Origin of the sequence: Streptomyces sp. NPDC015171 (genome assembly GCF_043079545.1) — a bacterium.
Classification (GTDB): domain Bacteria; phylum Actinomycetota; class Actinomycetes; order Streptomycetales; family Streptomycetaceae; genus Streptomyces.
On record NZ_JBIBUO010000003.1, the window covers coordinates 345,324 to 362,719 of the forward strand.

The window sequence follows — 17,396 nt, forward strand, 5'->3', positions numbered from 1 at the left end:
CCCGGCGGACCGCCAGGCCACCGCCGCCCTCCGCCCCCGACCCCACCGCACACACACCGACCCCCCTTCACTCCGACCGCGACACGAGGGACGACCACATGGACGAGAACACCCGCTACCAGGTCCTGCGCAACGACGAGGAGCAGTACTCGCTCTGGCCCGCCGACATCGAGGTGCCCGCCGGCTGGCAGCCCGTCGGCAAGGAGGGCACCGAGGCCGAGTGCTCCGCGTACGTCGACGAGGTCTGGACCGACATGCGGCCCAAGAGCCTCCGCGAGCGCATGGAGAACGCCGGCGCCTGACCGGCCGTACCGCCACCCCGCTCGCCGGGCCGGCCGCACCCGCGCCGGCCCGGCGAGTCCCCCCCCACGCGTCGCCGTCCCGGCGCCCCGCCGCCCTCGGCCCCCGCCGCACCGCATCACACTCCGAGGAGCCCGCCATGACCCCCGTCCTGCGCACCGAACGCCTGGACTTCCTCCCCTACCGACCCGAACACGAGGACGTCTTCGTCGCCCTGCTGCGCGACGCGGAGGTGTGCCGCTGGATGGGCCAGGACCTCGTGCCCGAACCGCAGATCCGCGAGCTGTTCCGCGCCATCCTCGCCGAGGTCTACCCCCAGCGGCGCTTCGACGTGTGGGGTCTGTGGCTGGAGGGCACGTACGTCGGCCACGCCGAGGTGAAGCGGACCGGGAACGTCGACGGCCACGAACTCGTCACCGCGTTCGCGCCCGCGTACTGGCGGCGCGGCCTGGGCGGCGAGGCCATCCGCGGCCTGCTCCGGCACGCCGCCGACAACCTCGGCCTCACCGAGGCCTACGGCATGGTGGGCGCGCAGAACACCGCGAGCCTCGCCCTCTGCCGCCGCCTGGGCTTCCGCCATGTCCGCGATGTCGTCGGGGACGACGGCTCCGTGTCGAAAATGCTGGTCATCCCCACCGCACTCCAGCCCGGCCCGGCCCCCGAGCCCCATCCCGGCCCGGCCACGACGGAGGCCCGGCCCGGGCCGGCCGGCGTGGCCCAGGTCGGGTCCGCCACCGCGGCCCAGGCCCGGCCGGCCGCTACGGACCAGTCCGGAGAGGAGACCACGGCCGAGGCCGGGTCGGCGGGTGCGGGCCGAGCCGGACGGGGCGCGGCGGACGATGCCGGACCGACCACCGGGGCCCAGTCCGGGCCGGCCCCCACGGCCCGATCCGGACTCGCCACCGCGGCCCCGGCCGGACCGCTGATCACGGCCGAGGCCGGACCGGCCGCCGCGGACCAGGCCGGACCTGACAGCGCCCACCAGGCCGGACCCACCGACACCGACCAGGCCGGAGCGGTCGTGACGGCTCAGTCCGAAGTGATCACCGCGGCGCAGACCGGATCGGCCATGGGGGCCGAGGCCGGACCGGCCGCCGCGGGCCAGGCCGGACCTGACAGCGCCCACCAGGCCGGACCCACCGACACCGACCAGGCCGGTCCGACCGGCACCGACCAGGCCGGAGCGGTCGTGACGGCTCAGTCCGGATCGGCCATGGGGGCCGAGGCTGGATCGGCCACCGGGGTTCAGCCTGGATCGGCCACCGGTGTTCAGGCTGGAGCGGCCACCGCGGCCCAGGCCCGACGGGCCACCGCGGCCCAGGCCCGGCCGGCCGCCGGGCCCCAGGCCGGCGTCGTCTCCGCCGAGGACTCCGTATGAGCCGGCCGCCGGTCAGCGAAAGCGCTGCCGAGGCCGCCCGGACGGGCCCCGCGCCGAGTCTGTGGCGCAACCGCGACTTCACCCTGCTGTGGAGCGGACAGTGCCTGTCCGACCTGGGCGGCGCCATGGTGGAGCTGGCGCTGCCGCTGCTGGTCCTGCAGCAGACCGGATCCCCGGCGCGGGCCGGGCTCGTCGGCACGGCGGGGCTCGTCACCACCCTGGTGTGCCGGCTGCCGGCCGGTGTCCTCGCCGACCGCTTCGACCGGCGCCGGCTGATGATCGTCTGTGACCTCCTGCGGCTCGCCGTGTACGCCCTCCTCGGCTGGGCGGTGCTGACCGATGCCGCGGGAGTGCCGCTGATCGTCGCGGTGGTGGTCGCCGGCGCCGCCGCGACGGCCGTCTTCAGCACCGCCGAGCACGCCTCGGTGCGCTCCCTGGTCCGCCCCGACCAGCTCACCTCCGCCGTCGCCCGCAACGAGGCGCGCACCTACGGCGTCACGCTGGCCGGTCCGCCGCTGGGCGGCCTGCTGTTCGGGATCGGCCGGGCCCTGCCCTTCCTCGGCAACGCGCTCAGCTTCCTGCTCTCCCTCGCGGCGGTCTGCTGCATCCGGCGGCCCCTCCAGCAGGCCAGACCACAGGCGGGTCCGGGCGCCGGCGGGTCCGCCGCGCAGGGCCTGCGCTTCCTGCTGGGCCATCCCTTCCTGCGCGCCCTGCTGGTGATCGCCGCCCCGCTGAACATGGCCTTCACCGGCATGATCTTCGCCATGACCCTCGCGCTGCGCCGCGCCGGCGTCTCCCCGTTCCTGGTGGGCCTCGCCGGCACGATCTTCGCGCTGGGCGGTCTCCTCGGCGCATTCGCCGCCCCCGCGCTCCAGCGGCGGCTGCGGCTGCCCGTGCTGATCACCCTGCTCTGCTGGACGACCGCCGTGCTGATGGCGGTCGGCGCCCTGCTGTCCAGCACCGTCCTGGCCGCCGTACCGCTGGCCGCCGCGGTGTTCCTCGGACCCACGGCGAACGCCGCGCTCTTCGCGCACCAGGCCGCCGTCACCCCCGACCATCTGCAGGGGCGCGTGGTCAGCGCGGTGCTGCTCGCCGCCGGCTCGGCCGCCGCGCTCGCCCCCGCCCTGGCCGGCGCGCTCCTGGCCCGCTGGAGCCCGGCGCCGGCCATGCTGGTGTTCCCGCTGCTGGTCACCGTCGCGGCGGTGACGGCCACCTTCAGCAAGGGCATCCGTTCGATGTCCGTCTGAGCCCCGGTCACAGGGGCTGCGCGGGCGGCTCGCACGCGCTGTAATGGCGACGTGGTGAGTGAGGGCGCTGCGACCAGCGCGACCGGGACGGCGCCGGAGCGTGCCCGGATCGCCCTGGCCTCGCTGCTGGCCTCGCCCGCCGCCCCCGACCGGCTCCGCCGGGTCCTGGAACAGGCGCTCGTGCTCGCCGGGGCGTCCTTCGCCGGGGTGTACACGCCCGGCCGCGACCCCGCCCTGCTCGTCCTCGCCGAGTCGGCGGGGCTGCCCCGCACCCTGTACGGCCTGCGGGACGGCTATCCGGCCGCCGGCCCCTCGCCGGTCGCCGAGGGGCACCGCACCGGGCGGCCGCTGTGGCTCGGCCCCGCCGAGCTGGCCCGCTGCCCGGACGCGCGCCGCACCCCGGCCGCCGGCTTCTCCCTCGCCGTGCTGCCGCTCGGCCCGGCGGGCGGCGGCTGCCTGCTGGCCGTCGGCGAGCACCCCGGCGGCTTCGGCACCGGCGAACGGGCCTGCCTGGAACTGATCGGCCGCGCGGTCGCCGTCCCCGCCCCGGCCGCCGCCGGCGACACCGGCGAACTGCCCGAGGACGCCTTCAGCCTGGCCATGGACACCGGCCGCGTCGAGGTCGGCGGGGCGATCCTGCGGTTGTTCGGGATCGGCCGGGAGGACTTCGACGGCCGGGTGGAGACCCTGCTCGGCCGTACGGTGCCCGAGGACCTGCCCGCGCTCATGTCCGTGGTCGAGGCCGACCACATGTCCATCGGCGACCGCGAGCTGGACTTCCGCATCCGGCGGCCCGCCGGCCCGCCCGTGTGGCTGCGGCTGCGCGGCCTGCTGCTGCCCGGCGGCGACGGCCGCCCGGCCCGGCTCGTCGGCACCGTCGCCGACGCCTCCACCCTGCGCTCCGACGTCACCGACGTGGCCCGGGTGCAGCGCCTCGCCGCCGCCCTCGCCACCGCCGGCACCGTCAGGGACGTGGGCCAGGCCGTCGTCGCCGCCCTGCGGGGGCCGCTGCACGCCGACCGGATCGCCCTGGCCGAACTGGAGAACGACCGGCTGGTCGTCACCGTCCTCGACCCGCCCGAACCCGAGGCATGGCCCGAGCTGTGGCGTACCGAATGGCGCACCGAGTGGCCCGACGCGCCGGTGCGCGCCATGCCCACCCTCGCCGCGGCGCTGCGCGAGGGCCGCGCCCGGATCTGGCCCGCCGGCTCCGCCCTGGAGCCCGCCCTCGGCGAGGTCGGCCCCGGCGGCCTCGCCGTCCTGCCGCTGCCCGCCGGCAGCCGCATGGCCGGCGCCTGCCTGATCGGCTGGGACAGCCCGCACGACTTCGGCCCCGACGAAGGCGCCCTGCTCACCGCGACCGCCGCGCTGACCGGCCAGGCCCTGCTGCGCGCCCACGCCTTCGACGCCGAGCACGAACTCGTCGGCATGCTCCAGCGCACCCTGCTGCCCCGCAGACTGCCCCGGCTGCCCGGCGCGGTCGCCGTCGCCCGCTACCTGCCCGCCACGGCCGGTCTGGAGGTCGGCGGCGACTGGTACGACGTGATCCCGCTCGCCGACCACCATGTCGCCCTCGTCATCGGGGACGTCCAGGGGCACAACGCGGGCGCCGCCACCCTGATGGGCCAGATGCGCACCGCGCTGCGCGCCTACGCCACCGAGGGCCACGCCCCGGACGTGGTCGTCGCCCACGCCAACCGGCTGCTGCTGGAGATGGAGACCGACCTCTTCGCCACCTGCGCCTATGTCGACGTCGACATGGAGCAGGGCACCGCGTGGTGCGTGCGCGCCGGGCATCTCCAGCCGGTGCTGCGCCACCCCGACGGCAGCACCGAGATCGTGCAGGCCGAGGGCGGTCCGCCGCTCGGTGTGCAGGCGCGGGCCGAGTTCCCGATGACCCCGCTCCGGCTGCGGCCGGGCACGGTGGTCGCGCTGACCACCGACGGCCTGGTGGAGTCCGCCGAGTCCGACCTCGACGAGGGTATGGAGCGGCTGGCCCGCGACCTGGCCGCCGCGGACCCCGCCCACCTCGGGCTGGTCGCCGACGCCGTGCTCACCGGCGCCCACCGCGGAGACGACGTGGCTCTGCTGCTGATGCGCTACGACGGCATGGCCGTACGGCCGCTGCGGGAGAGCTGGACGGTGTGGCGGGTACCGGAGGCGGTCCGGCACGCCCGCCGCTTCACCCGCCGCACCCTGCGCGCCTGGGGCGTCCCGCGGGACACGGTCGACGCGGCCCTGCTGGTGGTCTCCGAACTCGTCACCAACGCCCTCGTGCACACCGGCGGGCCGGTCAGGGTCGACATGAGCCTGGTCGGCCACCGGCTGCGGCTCGCCGTCGCCGACTCCTCCCCGCGCAGCCCCGTGAAGCCCACCAGCATCGGCTGGGAGGCCACCGGCGGCCGGGGCATCCTGCTGGTGGAGGCCGTGTCGGCGGCCTGGGGGACGGTGCCGGTCAGCGGCGGCAAACAGGTCTGGGCGGACCTGGTCCCGGCCGGCTGACCCGCCACTCGGGTACGGGTGGGGGCGTCCCCGGCAGGTCGTCGCGGGTCCGCCCGGCGGGGCTGCCTAGGGTCGGTTGGCGTGTCGTACACCTTCGAAGAACTGGTCGCGAAGCAGCGCGCGGCCGGCGCCGCCCACACCCAGGTCCAGGAACTGCGGGCCGCCTACGGGCCGCCGGCCGGGCGCCAGATGACGGGCGCCGAGTCGGGCACCTACGAGACAGCCCTGCGCGCCTGGCGGGACCTGGAACGCGATCTGCAGACGGCGGTGAACGAGTACGCCAGGGACACCGGGCGGTCCCGGGCCGAGATCGAGACGGAGGTGCGGCGCGCGGCGGCCGAGGAGGAGGAGTGAGCGCCCGGGGCCCGGCGCACGGCCAGGAATGAGGGCCGGGGGCCCGGCGGACGGCCGCCCCGGGCGGCGGCCCACACCGGGACGATGACCGACACGGGCGCGCACCGCGGCGGGCGGGTGCGGACCCGGTCATGAACCCGCTCGTCACGGGCGCCGCCGCGACTTCACCGCCGGCCTCGCGGAGACGGTCGCCTGGTACCGCGACCGCCGGGACTGGTGGGAGCCGCTGAAGCGGCCCGGCGTGCGATAGGCGGGGCCCGTCAGGCGCGGGTCTTGGCGAGCAGCTCCAGGATCTCGGCGGTGGTGCCGCGCTCGCCGAGGCGGGGGAAGATCCGCTCGACGCTGTTCGCGTGCGCCTCGGTGTCGGCGTCGGCCATGGCGTCCGTGGCCAGGGTGACGTGGTAGCCGTGCGCGTAGGCGTCGCGGGCGGTGGACTCGACGCCGATGCTGGTGGCTATCCCGGTCAGCACGATCTGGGTGATGCCCCGGCGGCGCAGCTGGACGTCCAGGTCGGTGCCGTGGAAGGCGCTCCAGTTGTGCTTGGTGACGTGGATGTCACCGGGGTGCCCGGACAGTTCGTCGACGATGACGTCCCAGCCCTCCGGGAAGGAGAGCCCGCGCGCCTGCCCCTCGGTGCGGCCGGGCACGGCGTCCGCCCAGTCGGCCGCGAAGGAGACCCGGACGAGGACCACGGGCAGCCCGTGGGCGCGGAAGGCCTCGGCGAGGCCGGCCGTGCGGGAGATGACCTCCGCGCCCGGGTACGGCTGGGTGGGCATGGCCGCGATGCCGCGCTGCAGGTCGATCGCGACGAGGGCGGTGCGGGGGTCGAGCGTGGTGAGCGACATGGGTCGGTCAGGCCTTTCCAGGGGTTCGGGGTGTTCCGGGGTGGTCAGGGTGGGGCGGCACGGCGAGGGGGGCCGGGCCGGCCGGCGCCGGCGCGAGGTACCGGCGGCCGGCTCCGGCCGCTGCGCGCGCGGTGGGCCCCGGTGTCACGACCGCGACAGCCGTTCCATCAGTTCGAGGGCCGCGAGGACCGTCTGCCGCTCCTCGTCGGTGTACCGGTCCTGGAAGGCACGGGCCAGCCACTCCTCGCGCACCTGCCGGTTCCCCGCGACCCGGGCCCGGCCGGCGTCGGTCAGGGTGACCAGCTGGCGGCGGCCGTCGTCGGGGTCGGGGGCGCGGCGGATCAGCCCGTGCTGCTCCAGGGCGGCCAGCGTGCTGGCCATGGACTGCGGGCGTACGCCCTCGGCGGCGGCGAGGGCGCTGGCCGTGGCCGCGCCGTGCTTGCCGACCAGGGTGAGCGCCGACTCCTGCGACGGGCTGAGGTCGGCGTCCTGCGCCACCTCCCGGATACGGCGTCGCAGCCTGCTGAACACCACGCGCAGATCACGCGCGGCACGGGCGGCGGAGTCGGAGATGTCGGCCATGGCGCCAGACTATGACCGACAGGCTGGACTGTCCAGTTCGGCCTGTTCAGCCTCGGCTGTCTATATGCCCGGGTGTCCTAGGCTGGCGGTGTGCGCCTCCTCCTCATGTCCGACACGCATCTGCCCCTGCGCGCCAAGCGGCTCCCGGAACGGCTGCTCGCCGAACTCCCGGAAGCGGACGTCGTCCTCCATGCCGGGGACTGGGTCGACACCGCCACCCTCGACCTGCTGGAGAGCCGCAGCCGACGGCTGATCGCGGTCTACGGCAACAACGACGGCCCGGACCTGCGCGCCCGGCTGCCCGAGGTGGCCCGCGCCGAACTGGCCGGCCTGCGCTTCGGCGTCGTCCACGAGACCGGACCCGCCCAGGGCCGGGCGGCCCGCTGCGCCGCCCGCTTCCCCGACCTGGACGTCCTCGTCTTCGGGCACAGCCACATCCCCTGGGACACCACCGCACCCGGCGGCCTGCGCCTGCTCAACCCCGGCTCCCCGACGGACCGCCGCCGCCAGCCCCACTGCACCTACCTCACGGCGACGGTCGCCGGCGGCGCGCTCACCGAGGTCACCCTGCACCGCCTGCCGCCGCGCTAGCGGCCGCCCGTGCGAGGATGCCGGAATGATCTCCAGCGCCGGCATACCCGATGTCGTACCGGCGGGCCGTATGGCCGGCCGGCCGCAGCCCGTCCTGGGACTGCCGGGCGGGTTCGCGCTGCGGCCCTGGCGGCCCGAGGACGCCGGCGCGCTGGTCGCCGCCGGGCAGGATCCCGCGATCCGGCGGTGGAACCTGTTCACGGTGGCCGACCGTGCCGAGGCCCGCGCACGGATCGCCCGGATGCACGAGCGATGGCGGGCCGAGACCGGCGCCGTCTGGGCGGTCGAACGGCCGGAGGGACCTGCCGCCGGGCTCATCGGGCTCAACGACGTCGATCTCGCGGGCGGCGCCGCCGAACTCGTCTACTGGCTGCTGCCCGCGGCGCGCGGCGGCGGCATCGCGGTCGCCGCGACCCGGCGGCTCGCCCGCTGGGCGCTGACCGACCTCGGCCTGCACCGCCTGCGCCTGTGCCACTCGACGGCCAACCCCGCCTCCTGCCGGGTCGCCGGGAAGGCCGGCTTCGCCTTCGAGGGCACCCAGCGCGGCGCCCTGCTGCACGCCGACGGCTGGCACGACCAGCATCTGCACGCGCGCGTGGCCGGCGACCCGGAGCCCGCGTAGCCCCCCCGGCAGGTACCGCGCCGCCCGGACGACGGCCACGTTCCGACTCGGCACGCCGCTCGGCACGCGACTCGCCGTACGGCCGCTGCGGTGCGCCCACCGGGCCGGCCGGACCGCCCGCGCGCGGCGCCGCAGGCGACTCGGCCCCGGCCGCCCGTGCGGGAGCCGGTCGCCCGGCCCCTGGCCGACGCCCGGCCCCCGGCCGACGCCCGGGCACTCCTGCCGTCGCCGGACCGCGCGGCCGGCCGGCCCGCCCCGCCTGCGGCGCCGTACCCGGGCGGCCAGCAGTACGACAGCGGCGACCGCCGCCACGGCCGCCACGCCCCCCACGGCCCGTGCGGCCACCGGGAGGCCGGCGGTACGCAGCAGGTCGAGCGGCTCGGCCTCCTCCCGGGCGGGCGGCGTCGTCGACCGGGACCGGGACGGTGGACTCGTGCCGCAGCTCCATGGCGTTCTCCTCGCACTCACAGGGCGGCGGGAGGCGGGTGGATGGCGCCGGTCGTCGCGGTCAGCGGCACACCGCTGCCGCCCCAGCGCAGGGCGACGATCTCCGCGGCGACCGACACGGCGACCTCCTCCGGCGTCCGGGCCCCGAGGTCGAGCCCGAGCGGCGAACGCAGCCGGGCCAGTTCGGCCGCGGAGAGCCCGGCCTCGGCCAGCCGCTCACGCCGTTCGTCGTGGGTACGGCGGCTGCCCATCGCCCCGATGTACGCGGCGGGCCGGCGCAGCGCCTCCCGGAGCAGCGGCACATCGAACTTCGGGTCGTGGGTGAGGACGCAGATCACCGTGCGCTCGTCGGTGCCGGTGTCGCTCAGATAGCGGTGCGGCCACGCGACGACGACCTCCACTCCCGCCGGGAAGCGCTGGGGCGTGGCGAAGACCGGGCGGGCGTCGCACACCGTGACCCGGTAGCCGAGGAACTCACCGATGCGCGCCACCGCTGCCGCGTAGTCGATCGCGCCGAAGACCAGCATCCGCGGCGGCGGCGCGAACGACTGCAGGAACACCGTGACCGCGTCCTCGCGGCGCTCCCCGCGCGGGCCGTAGTGCCGCAGGACCGAGGCGCCGAGGGCGAGTTCGCCGCGCGCGTCGGCGGTGACCGCGACATCGAGCCCGGCCGTGCCGAGTGTGCCGGCCTCGGTGCCCGGCCAGACGGCCAGGGTGGTCCCGCGCGGGGCGGGTCCGTCGACCACCGTGGCCACCGTCACCGGCTCGCCGGCGGCGACCGAGGCGGCGACCGCGCCGAACACCGGGTCCGCGGCGGCGGTCACCGGCCGCACCAGCAGGGTGATCTCGCCGCCGCAGGTCAGCCCGACCGCGAACGCGTCCTCGTCGCTGTACCCGAACGTCGCGAGCCGCGCCTCCCCGCCCGCCACGACCTCCTGCGCCAGCTCGTACACCGCCCCTTCGACACAGCCGCCGGACACGCTGCCCACGACCTCGTCGTCCGGGCCCACCGCCATGGCCGCGCCGGGCCCGCGCGGCGCACTGCGGCTGACCGCGACGACCGTGGCGAGCCCGAACGGGATCCCGGCCGCGTACCAGCGCTCCAGGGTCGGCAGAATCTCACGCACCGTCGGCTCCTCTCACCACGCCCGTGTCACCGGACGTCCCACCGGTCGCCCCGCGCACCACCGCCGCCAGCCGCTCCAGCGCCGCCAGACTGTGGCCCCTCGACGAAGGCGTCCACGCTGGGCAGGGCCGCGGCCACCCCGGCGGCGAGCGGCGCGTAGCCGGGGCGGGCCTTGCGCGGGTTGGCCGAGAACACCTGATGGGCCAGGAGGCGCAGCCGGCGCATCTGGGCGCCCAGCAGCTCCCGACCGCCGCGCTCCCAGCCGCCCGAGAGCAGTACGACCACCGCGCCGCGCGCCATCCCGCGCTGCCCCCAGCGGTTCAGGAACTCGCGCAGCAACTCGCCGAGCCGGGTGCCGCCGCGCCAGTCCGGTACGGCGGTGGCGAGGCGCCCACGTCCGGGTCGCGGTGCGCGAGTTCGCGGGTCGCCCGGGTCAGCCGGGTGCCGATGGTGAACACCTCCGTGCGGCCCCCGCGCACCGCCGCGTGTGCGAACCGCAGCAGCGCGCCGGCGTACGGCGCCGTCGAACCGCTCACGTCGCCGAGCAGCACCACCCGGCGGGGCCGCGGCACCCGCGCGCGCCGCCGTGGCCGGGCCGGTTCGCCGCCGCCGCGCAGCAGCTCCCGCACGGTGCCGCGCGGATCGATCCGGCCGCGCCGGGCGGGCCGCCGCCGTGCCGAACGCCGGGCCTGCCCGCGCAGCGCGAACGCGGCGAGCAGACGGTGCACCTGGGCGCGTTCGGCGGCGTCCAGCGCGGCGAAGTCGCGGTGCCGCAGCATCTCGGCCGAGCTGGCGAGCGTGACCGCGGGCGGGCCGGCGGGCCCGCTCTCGCCGGCCGTCCGCGGGGCGCCCGCGGCCCTCCGCGCGACCAGCCGGTGCCGGGGCGGGGCCGCGGTGCGCGCCGGAGGCCGGGCGGACTCGCCGGGGGGCCCGAAGTAGGCGGCGGACACCCGCTCGTACCGCTCCCGGTCGTCATGGCCGCCGCACAGGGTGGCCCGTCCCGCCCAGTACACGTCCCCGGGGACGCCGGGCCGCAGCAGGCCGACGGCGCGCAGCAACGCGTACAGCCGCTCGGCGTCGTGCCGTCCACGTTCACCTTGATGCGGGTCATCGGTCCTCCAGACCGTGCGGGCGGAGCGAAGGAGATCAGCCACCCGGACGTGATGCAGGTCACTCTAGGGCCGTGTGCCGAGGGCGGCGAACGCTGCACCCGCGGGTTGGTTGAGCGTTAATCCATTGCCGTCGCGGGGCCGGCGCTGCTGCACTGATCAGGACCGGACGTCATATCGAGAGGACCGTCGAGATGCGAGCTGCGTGCATGTCCGCCGAGGAAGGAACCCACCCCATGCCGAAGGACATCACGCTCAGTGCACCTGCTCAATCTCGGAATCCTCGCCCATGTCGACGCCGGTAAGACCAGCCTCACCGAACGGCTGCTGCACACCGCCGGAGTGATCGACGAGCTCGGCAGCGTCGACGCGGGCAGCACCGCCACCGACACCCTCGCGCTGGAGCGGCAGCGAGGGATCACCATCAAGTCCGCCGTCGTGTCGTTCCCGCTCGACGGCGTCACCGTCAACCTCATCGACACCCCCGGCCACCCGGACTTCATCGCCGAGGTGGAGCGGGTGCTGGGGGTGCTCGACGGTGCCGTCCTGGTCGTCTCCGCCGTCGAGGGCGTCCAGGCGCAGACCCGTGTGCTGATGCGCACCCTGCGCCGGCTGCGCATCCCCACCCTGGTCTTCGTCAACAAGATCGACCGGCGCGGCGCCCGGGAGGCGGCCGTGCTCCGCCAGATGGCGCAGCGGCTGGCCGTACCGCTCGTCCCGATGGGCACGCCCGCCGGACTCGGCACCCGCACCGCCCGCTTCGACCCCGGCCTCGGCCCGGACGCGCTGGAGACGCTGGCCGACCGCGACGACGGCCTGCTCGCCGCCTGTCTCGACGGCCGGGTCCCCGCCGGCCGGGTGCGCCGCGCCCTGGCCGCGCAGACCCGGAGCGCCGCGGTCCACCCGGTGTACTTCGGCTCCGCCCTCACCGGCGCCGGCGTGCCCGAGCTGATCGGCGGCATCGAGCGGCTGCTGCCCGCCGCCGCCGGCGATCCGGACGGCCCCCTGTCCGGCACGGTCTTCAAGGTCGAGCGGGGCCCGGCCGGGGAGAAGGCGGCCTACGCCCGGCTTTTCTCCGGCACCCTGCGCGTCCGCGACCGGATCCCGTTCGGGGACGGCCGCCGGGGCGCCGGCACCGAGGGCCGCGTCACGGGGCTCGACGTCTTCGACCGGGGCACGGACAGCCGGGCCGACAGCGCCGGGGCGGGCCGGATCGTCAAGGTGCGGGGCCTCGGCGGCATCCGGATCGGCGACGCGCTCGGCACGCCCGGCCGGGCCCACGAGCAGCACTTCGCGCCGCCCACCCTGGAGACGGTCGTCGTCCCGGGGGCCGGCACGGACCGGCGCTTCCTGCATCTGGCGCTGACCCAGCTCGCCGAACAGGACCCGCTGATCGGCGTCCGCCACGACGCGCTGCGCGGGGAGACCTCCGTGTCCCTCTACGGGGAGGTGCAGAAGGAGGTCCTCCAGGCCGTCCTCGCCGACGAGTACGGCCTCGACGTCACCTTCCGCGAGACGACGACCCTGTGCGTCGAACGGCCGCTCGGCACCGGGCAGGCCGTCGAGTTCGACAAGAAGGACGCCAACCCCTTCCTCGCCACGGTCGGCCTGCGCGTGGACCCCGCCCCGCCCGGCACCGGCGTGGCCTTCCGCCTCGGGGTGGAGCTGGGCTCGATGCCGTACGCCTTCTTCAGGGCCGTCGAGGACACCGTCCGCGAGACGCTCGGCCAGGGGCTGCACGGCTGGCAGGTCACCGACTGCACGGTCACCATGACCCACTCCGGCTACTCGCCCCGGCAGAGCCACGCCCACCAGCGCTTCGACAAGAGCATGTCGAGCACCGGCTACGACTTCCGCGGCCTGACCCCGCTGGTTCTGATCGACGCGCTGCGCCGGGCCGGCACCCGGGTGCACGAACCGGTGCACCGCTTCCGGCTCCAGGCGCCGGCCGACACGCTCGGCGCGCTGCTGCCGGCGCTGGCCCGGCTCGGCGCGGTTCCGGAGCGCACCGCCGCCCAGGCCATGGCCTGTGTGCTGGAGGGCACGGTGCCGGCCGCCCAGGTGTACGCGCTGGAGCAGCGGCTGCCGGGACTGACCCGGGGCGAGGGCGAACTGGAGACGGTCTTCGACCACTACGCCCCCGTCACCCGCGGCACGGTCCCGGAGCGGCGGCGCACCGACCACAACCCGCTCGACCGCAAGGAGTACCTGCTGAACGTCACCCGCCGGGTGGGGGAGTGAGCGACCGAGCTGACTGATAGTCAACTTACTCGTTGGTCAGGATCCATTGACGCCCCCCGGGTCCCGCCGGACTGTAGTGGACATGCCGAAAATCCGGACGCGTCTGCTGGCTGTCCTGGTCGTCCTCTGCGGATCCCTGACGGTGGCGGGACTCCCACCCGCCACCGCCTCCACCGCCCCCGCCCCCGCCGTTCCCGACTCCCTCTGGTTCGACGGCGCCCCCCTGACCGTGCGGAACGGCCGCTTCACCGACGGCCAGGGCCGCGAGATCGTGCTGCGCGGCTACAACGTCTCCGGCGAGACCAAACTGGCGGAGAACGGCGGCCTGCCCTTCGCCTCCGCCGCCGACGCCCGCGCCTCCGCGACCGCGCTGCGTGCCCTCGGCGGCGGCAACGCGGTCCGCTTCCTGCTCTCCTGGGCGCACGCCGAGCCCGTGCGCGGCCAGGTGGACACCGCCTACCTGACGGCCGCCACCGAGCAGATGCGCGCGTTCCTGGACGCGGGCATCCGCGTCCTCCCCGACTTCCACCAGGACCTGTACTCCCGGTACCTGTTCGACACCGGCAGCTGGTACACCGGCGACGGAGCACCCGAATGGGCCGCCGACGCCGGGGGCTACCCGAAGGAGAACTGCGGCATCTGCCTCTTCTGGGGCCAGAACATCACGCAGAACGCGGCCGTGCAGCAGGCCCAGAGCGACTTCTGGCACAACGCCCACGGCCTCCAGGACGCCTTCCTGGCCACCGCCGGAACCACCCTGGCCCATCTGCGGCAGCACCTGAGCGCCGAGGAGTTCGCGGGCATCGCCGGCTTCGACCCGTACAACGAGCCGTACGCGGGCCGGTACGACTCCGGACAGACCTCCCGGACCTGGGAGCGCGACCTGCTGTGGCCGTTCTACGCCGAGTTCCGCGCCCGCATGGACGCCGCCGGCTGGCAGGACAAACCCGCCTTCGTCGAGCCGAACCTGTTCTGGAACGCCAACATCTCCGCCCAGAGACAGGAGGGCGGCCTGCTCGACGCCGGCACGCTCGGCCCGGGATATGTGTTCAACACCCACTTCTACGACCAGAAGGCCATCTCCGGCATCCTCATGTGGGGCAAGGCCACCGACGGCCGGTACGCCTCCGACTTCGCCGCCGTCCGCGACCGCGCCTTCGCCGCCGGCACCGCCGCCCTGGTCGGCGAGTTCGGCCACCCTCTGTCCGGCACGGTGTCCGACAAGGCGCCCACCGTCCTGAAGGCCATGTACCAGGCTCTCGACTCCCGCCTGCCCGGGGCGGGCTGGTGGACGAACCCGGCCTCCTCCGGCCCGGTGCTGTCGGGCACCCAGTGGCAGTGGGACCTCTACAGCGGCCGGCACCGCGAGCTGATGAACGGCAACCCCGGCAAGGTGCGCACCGCCGGGGACGCCTGGAACGACGAGGACCTGTCCGCGGTACGGCTCGACGACTCCGGGAACGCCGTCCTGCGCCAGGACGCCCGTCTCCTGGACCGCGTCTACCCGAGCGCCACCGCCGGCACCGCTCTCGCCTTCACCTACGAGGACCGCTCCCGCGACGGCTCCGCCACCCTCACCTGGAACCCGGTGCCGGCCTCGCTGCCGAACGTCGCGAAGCTGGTGGGCACGGGCCGCTACGGCGTACTCGTATGGCGCTCCGGCGACGGCACCGCGCCCACCGAACTGCATCTGCCGGCGTCCTTCTCCGCCCCGGCCACCACGGTCGTCTCCGACCTCGGCACGGTGCACGCCCCGCCCCCGTACACCGCCGCCACCCCGGTCGGCGCGGCCCCGGAGGCGGGCGGCACGGGCGCTCGCCGGCTGCTGCTGACCGACGCGGACTCCGGCGCACTGCACTACGCGCTGGTGACCGACGGGGCCGCGGCACCCGCGGCGGAGCTGCTGTCCGCGTCCAGGGCCGAACTGGCCGCCTGGGCGGCGGCCCGGTTCTGACCGGAAGTGGCCTCCGGGGTGAGTGGGGGCACCTCGGAGGCCACGTGGGAGGGACGTCCGGGCCCCGCTCGACCACCGCCGGGAACCGTACGGCCGGAATCTGAACACAGGCACCTTCACAGTGCACTTACTGAAAAGTAAGGAGGGGGCGGCCTTCTCGGCAAGGTGTGTGCACGACAAGATTGGGTGATCGGAGGATGGCGGAGGGGGAAGCATGGGGGGCAGGCTCAGAGCGCCTACCGGACGCTACGGCGGCCGGTCCGCCGAGGAACGCAAGGCCGAGCGCCGGCACCGGTTCCTGCACGCGGCACTGCGGCTGTTCGGCGACACCCCCGGCTACCGGGGCACCACCGTGGCCGCGCTGAGCCAGGCCGCCGGCCTGTCCACGCGCCAGTTCTACGAGGAGTTCCGCACCCTGGAGGACGTCCTCGCCGCCCTCCACCTCCAGGTGAACGGCTGGGCCGAGCGGGCCGTCCTGGACGCGCTGGCCGACGCGGAGGGCCTGCCGCTCGCCGAACGCGTCACCGTGCTCTTCCGGGCCTACGCCCGTGACGTCACCTCCGACCCGTGCCGCATCCGCGTCGCCTTCGTCGAGATCATCGGCGTCAGTCCCCGCATCGAGGAGCAGCGCCTGGCCCGCCGCGCCCGCTGGGTCGGCCTCATCCGCGCCGAGGCGGACGCCGCCGCGGCCCGCGGGGAGGCGGCGCCGCGCGACTACCGCCTCGCGGCCACGGCCTTCATCGGCAGCGTCAACGGAGTGCTGCACGACTGGACCGCCGGCTGGCTGGACGCCACGCTGGACGAGGTGGTGGACGAACTGGTCCGGCTGCTGCTGGGCATGCTCCGGCCCGAGGGCTGGCGTCCAGGGAGCCCCTGACCGCTGATTCCCGGCCCCGGACCCCGGCCGCGGACCCCGGACCCCGGCCCCAGCCCTGGCCCCCTGGCCCGTGGAGACGGACCGGGCTGGGCAGGTCAGTGCGGGTGTGTCGCCTTCGACGCGCGGGATCGGGCGCGAGCTGCTCTGCTGGTGCGGGGGGCCGTCGTACCCGTACCCCGGAGAGACCCATGAGCACCTATCGAGTCGCACAGGTGACCGCCCCGAGCGGCGCGTTCGAGCTGGTCGAGCGCGAGGTGCCGCAGCCGGGACCCGGACATGTGCGGATCGCCGTCGAGGCGTGCGGCGTCTGCCACAGCGACACCTTCTTCGTGACCGCCGCACTGCCGGGCATCACGTTCCCGGAGGTGCCGGGACACGAGGTCGCCGGGCGGATCGAGGAGTTCGGCGAGGGCACGCGGGAACGGGGCTGGGAGGAGGGCGACCGGGTGGCGGTCGGCTGGTTCGGCGGCAGCTGCGGCTACTGCGAGCCGTGCCGCCGGGGCGACTTCATCATGTGCGTGAACCTGAAGGTCCCCGGCTGGAGCTACGACGGCGGCTTCGCCGAGCGGATGATCGCCCCCGTGGACGCCCTGGCCCGGATCCCCGAGGGGCTCGCGGCGAGCGACGCCGGACCGATGGCCTGCGCGGGGGTGACCGTCTTCAACGGGCTGCGGCGCAGCCCCGCCCGGCCCGGGGACCTGGTCGCGGTGCAGGGCCTCGGCGGCCTCGGCCACCTCGGGGTGCAGTACGCGGCGGCGATGGGCTACGAGACCGTGGCGATCGCCCGGGGTGCCGAGAAGGCCGACCTGGCCAAGCAGCTGGGCGCCCACCACTACATCGACTCCACCGCCGGGACCCCGGTCGCCGAGGCGCTGCGGTCCCTGGGCGGGGCCCGCGTGGTGCTGGCCACCGGCGGCAACTCCGCGGCCATCTCGGCCACCGTCGACGGTCTCGCGCCGCGCGGCGAACTGGTGGTCATCGGCGCGGGCCCCGAGCCCCTGGACATCAGCCCGCTGCAACTCATCTTCGCCGGCCGGGTGGTACGCGGACACCCGTCGGGCACATCGCGGGACGTCGAGGACTGCATGGCGTTCAGCGCCCTGCACGGAATCCGCCCGGTGACCGAGATCATGCCGCTGGACCGGGCGGGAGAGGCATACGACCGGATGCTGGCCGGCCGGGCCCGCTTCCGAATGGTCCTGACCACGGGCTGAGGACCGG

General features: G+C 75.7%; 16 protein-coding genes. 11 read left to right on the forward strand and 5 right to left on the reverse strand.

All coding sequences use genetic code 11. The features are described from left to right. The first annotated feature begins 98 nt into the window (after nt 1-98). The 5 genes from ACF073_RS09745 to ACF073_RS09765 all read left to right on the forward strand — a co-directional run bounded on the left by ACF073_RS09745 (nt 99) and on the right by ACF073_RS09765 (nt 5,781). Nucleotides 99-302, forward strand: a complete 204-nt coding sequence (locus ACF073_RS09745; protein ID WP_067045059.1) for an MbtH family NRPS accessory protein — start codon at nt 99-101, stop codon at nt 300-302. Nucleotides 303-439: 137 nt separating this feature from the next. Continuing rightward, on the forward strand, nt 440-1,678 hold the full coding sequence (locus ACF073_RS09750; RefSeq protein ID WP_392068065.1) for a GNAT family N-acetyltransferase: 1,239 nt from the start codon (nt 440-442) through the stop codon (nt 1,676-1,678). Next, nucleotides 1,675-2,925 carry an MFS transporter gene (locus ACF073_RS09755; RefSeq protein ID WP_392068068.1) on the forward strand — a complete coding sequence of 417 codons (1,251 nt, stop codon included), beginning with the start codon at nt 1,675-1,677 and terminating at the stop codon, nt 2,923-2,925. The genes ACF073_RS09750 and ACF073_RS09755 overlap by 4 nt, the downstream gene beginning before the upstream one ends. A 54-nt stretch (nt 2,926-2,979) precedes the next feature. Continuing rightward, nucleotides 2,980-5,427, forward strand: a complete 2,448-nt coding sequence (locus tag ACF073_RS09760) for a SpoIIE family protein phosphatase (protein ID WP_392068070.1) — start codon at nt 2,980-2,982, stop codon at nt 5,425-5,427. An 81-nt stretch (nt 5,428-5,508) separates the two neighbouring features. Beyond that, the gene (locus tag ACF073_RS09765) at nt 5,509-5,781 is read left to right on the forward strand and encodes a hypothetical protein (RefSeq protein WP_392068073.1); all 273 of its coding nucleotides are present in this window, start codon (nt 5,509-5,511) and stop codon (nt 5,779-5,781) included. A 260-nt stretch (nt 5,782-6,041) separates the two neighbouring features. Here ACF073_RS09765 and ACF073_RS09770 read toward each other — a convergent pair whose 3' ends face one another. Both ACF073_RS09770 and ACF073_RS09775 read right to left on the reverse strand, forming a co-directional pair. Then, complete coding sequence (locus ACF073_RS09770; protein ID WP_392068074.1) at nt 6,042-6,626, reverse strand: hydrolase; 585 nt, start codon at nt 6,624-6,626, stop codon at nt 6,042-6,044. Between the two features lie 144 nt (nt 6,627-6,770). After that, nucleotides 6,771-7,208, reverse strand: coding sequence for a MarR family winged helix-turn-helix transcriptional regulator (locus tag ACF073_RS09775; protein ID WP_392068076.1), 438 nt, complete (start codon nt 7,206-7,208; stop codon nt 6,771-6,773). 90 nt (nt 7,209-7,298) lie between these two features. Here ACF073_RS09775 and ACF073_RS09780 point away from each other — a divergent pair, with 90 nt between their 5' ends. Together ACF073_RS09780 and ACF073_RS09785 are read left to right on the forward strand one after the other, a co-directional pair. Further along, nucleotides 7,299-7,799: a metallophosphoesterase family protein gene (locus tag ACF073_RS09780; protein WP_392068079.1), complete on the forward strand. Its 501-nt coding sequence runs from the start codon at nt 7,299-7,301 to the stop codon at nt 7,797-7,799. A 25-nt stretch (nt 7,800-7,824) separates the two neighbouring features. Further along, the gene (locus ACF073_RS09785; protein ID WP_392068081.1) at nt 7,825-8,421 is read left to right on the forward strand and encodes a GNAT family N-acetyltransferase; all 597 of its coding nucleotides are present in this window, start codon (nt 7,825-7,827) and stop codon (nt 8,419-8,421) included. A 464-nt stretch (nt 8,422-8,885) separates the two neighbouring features. On the opposite strand, the gene ACF073_RS09790 is transcribed toward ACF073_RS09785, so the two are convergent. From ACF073_RS09790 to ACF073_RS09800, 3 genes are read right to left on the reverse strand one after another with little or no spacing between them, the layout of a single operon-like run. After that, entirely contained in the window at nt 8,886-9,995 is a 1,110-nt protein-coding gene (locus ACF073_RS09790; RefSeq protein WP_392068083.1) for an XdhC family protein, read from the reverse strand. A 26-nt stretch (nt 9,996-10,021) separates the two neighbouring features. Beyond that, the gene (locus tag ACF073_RS09795; RefSeq protein ID WP_392068086.1) at nt 10,022-10,333 is read right to left on the reverse strand and encodes a VWA domain-containing protein; all 312 of its coding nucleotides are present in this window, start codon (nt 10,331-10,333) and stop codon (nt 10,022-10,024) included. After that, nucleotides 10,315-11,148 (reverse strand): VWA domain-containing protein, encoded by an 834-nt coding sequence (locus tag ACF073_RS09800; protein ID WP_392068088.1) that lies wholly within the window; start codon nt 11,146-11,148, stop codon nt 10,315-10,317. The genes ACF073_RS09795 and ACF073_RS09800 overlap by 19 nt, the downstream gene beginning before the upstream one ends. Before the next feature lie 213 nt (nt 11,149-11,361). Here ACF073_RS09800 and ACF073_RS09805 point away from each other — a divergent pair, with 213 nt between their 5' ends. From ACF073_RS09805 to ACF073_RS09820, 4 genes are all read left to right on the forward strand, one after another. Beyond that, complete coding sequence (locus ACF073_RS09805; protein ID WP_392068090.1) at nt 11,362-13,344, forward strand: GTP-binding protein; 1,983 nt, start codon at nt 11,362-11,364, stop codon at nt 13,342-13,344. A gap of 82 nt (nt 13,345-13,426) precedes the next feature. Beyond that, nucleotides 13,427-15,298: an endoglycosylceramidase gene (locus tag ACF073_RS09810; RefSeq protein WP_392068092.1), complete on the forward strand. Its 1,872-nt coding sequence runs from the start codon at nt 13,427-13,429 to the stop codon at nt 15,296-15,298. A gap of 214 nt (nt 15,299-15,512) precedes the next feature. After that, nucleotides 15,513-16,175 carry a TetR/AcrR family transcriptional regulator gene (locus tag ACF073_RS09815; RefSeq protein ID WP_392068094.1) on the forward strand — a complete coding sequence of 221 codons (663 nt, stop codon included), beginning with the start codon at nt 15,513-15,515 and terminating at the stop codon, nt 16,173-16,175. Between the two features lie 188 nt (nt 16,176-16,363). After that, nucleotides 16,364-17,389: an alcohol dehydrogenase gene (locus ACF073_RS09820; protein ID WP_392068096.1), complete on the forward strand. Its 1,026-nt coding sequence runs from the start codon at nt 16,364-16,366 to the stop codon at nt 17,387-17,389. The last annotated feature ends 7 nt before the right edge of the window (nt 17,390-17,396 follow it).

Coding starts and splice junctions, on each gene's coding strand:
- ACF073_RS09745 (WP_067045059.1), top strand. CDS start 99: ATGGACGAGAACACCCGCTACCAGGTCCTGCGCAACGACGAGGAGCAG.
- ACF073_RS09770 (WP_392068074.1), bottom strand. CDS start 6,626: ATGTCGCTCACCACGCTCGACCCCCGCACCGCCCTCGTCGCGATCGAC.
- ACF073_RS09775 (WP_392068076.1), bottom strand. CDS start 7,208: ATGGCCGACATCTCCGACTCCGCCGCCCGTGCCGCGCGTGATCTGCGC.
- ACF073_RS09820 (WP_392068096.1), top strand. CDS start 16,364: ATGAGCACCTATCGAGTCGCACAGGTGACCGCCCCGAGCGGCGCGTTC.
- ACF073_RS09785 (WP_392068081.1), top strand. CDS start 7,825: ATGATCTCCAGCGCCGGCATACCCGATGTCGTACCGGCGGGCCGTATG.
- ACF073_RS09750 (WP_392068065.1), top strand. CDS start 440: ATGACCCCCGTCCTGCGCACCGAACGCCTGGACTTCCTCCCCTACCGA.
- ACF073_RS09810 (WP_392068092.1), top strand. CDS start 13,427: ATGCCGAAAATCCGGACGCGTCTGCTGGCTGTCCTGGTCGTCCTCTGC.
- ACF073_RS09755 (WP_392068068.1), top strand. CDS start 1,675: ATGAGCCGGCCGCCGGTCAGCGAAAGCGCTGCCGAGGCCGCCCGGACG.
- ACF073_RS09815 (WP_392068094.1), top strand. CDS start 15,513: ATGGGGGGCAGGCTCAGAGCGCCTACCGGACGCTACGGCGGCCGGTCC.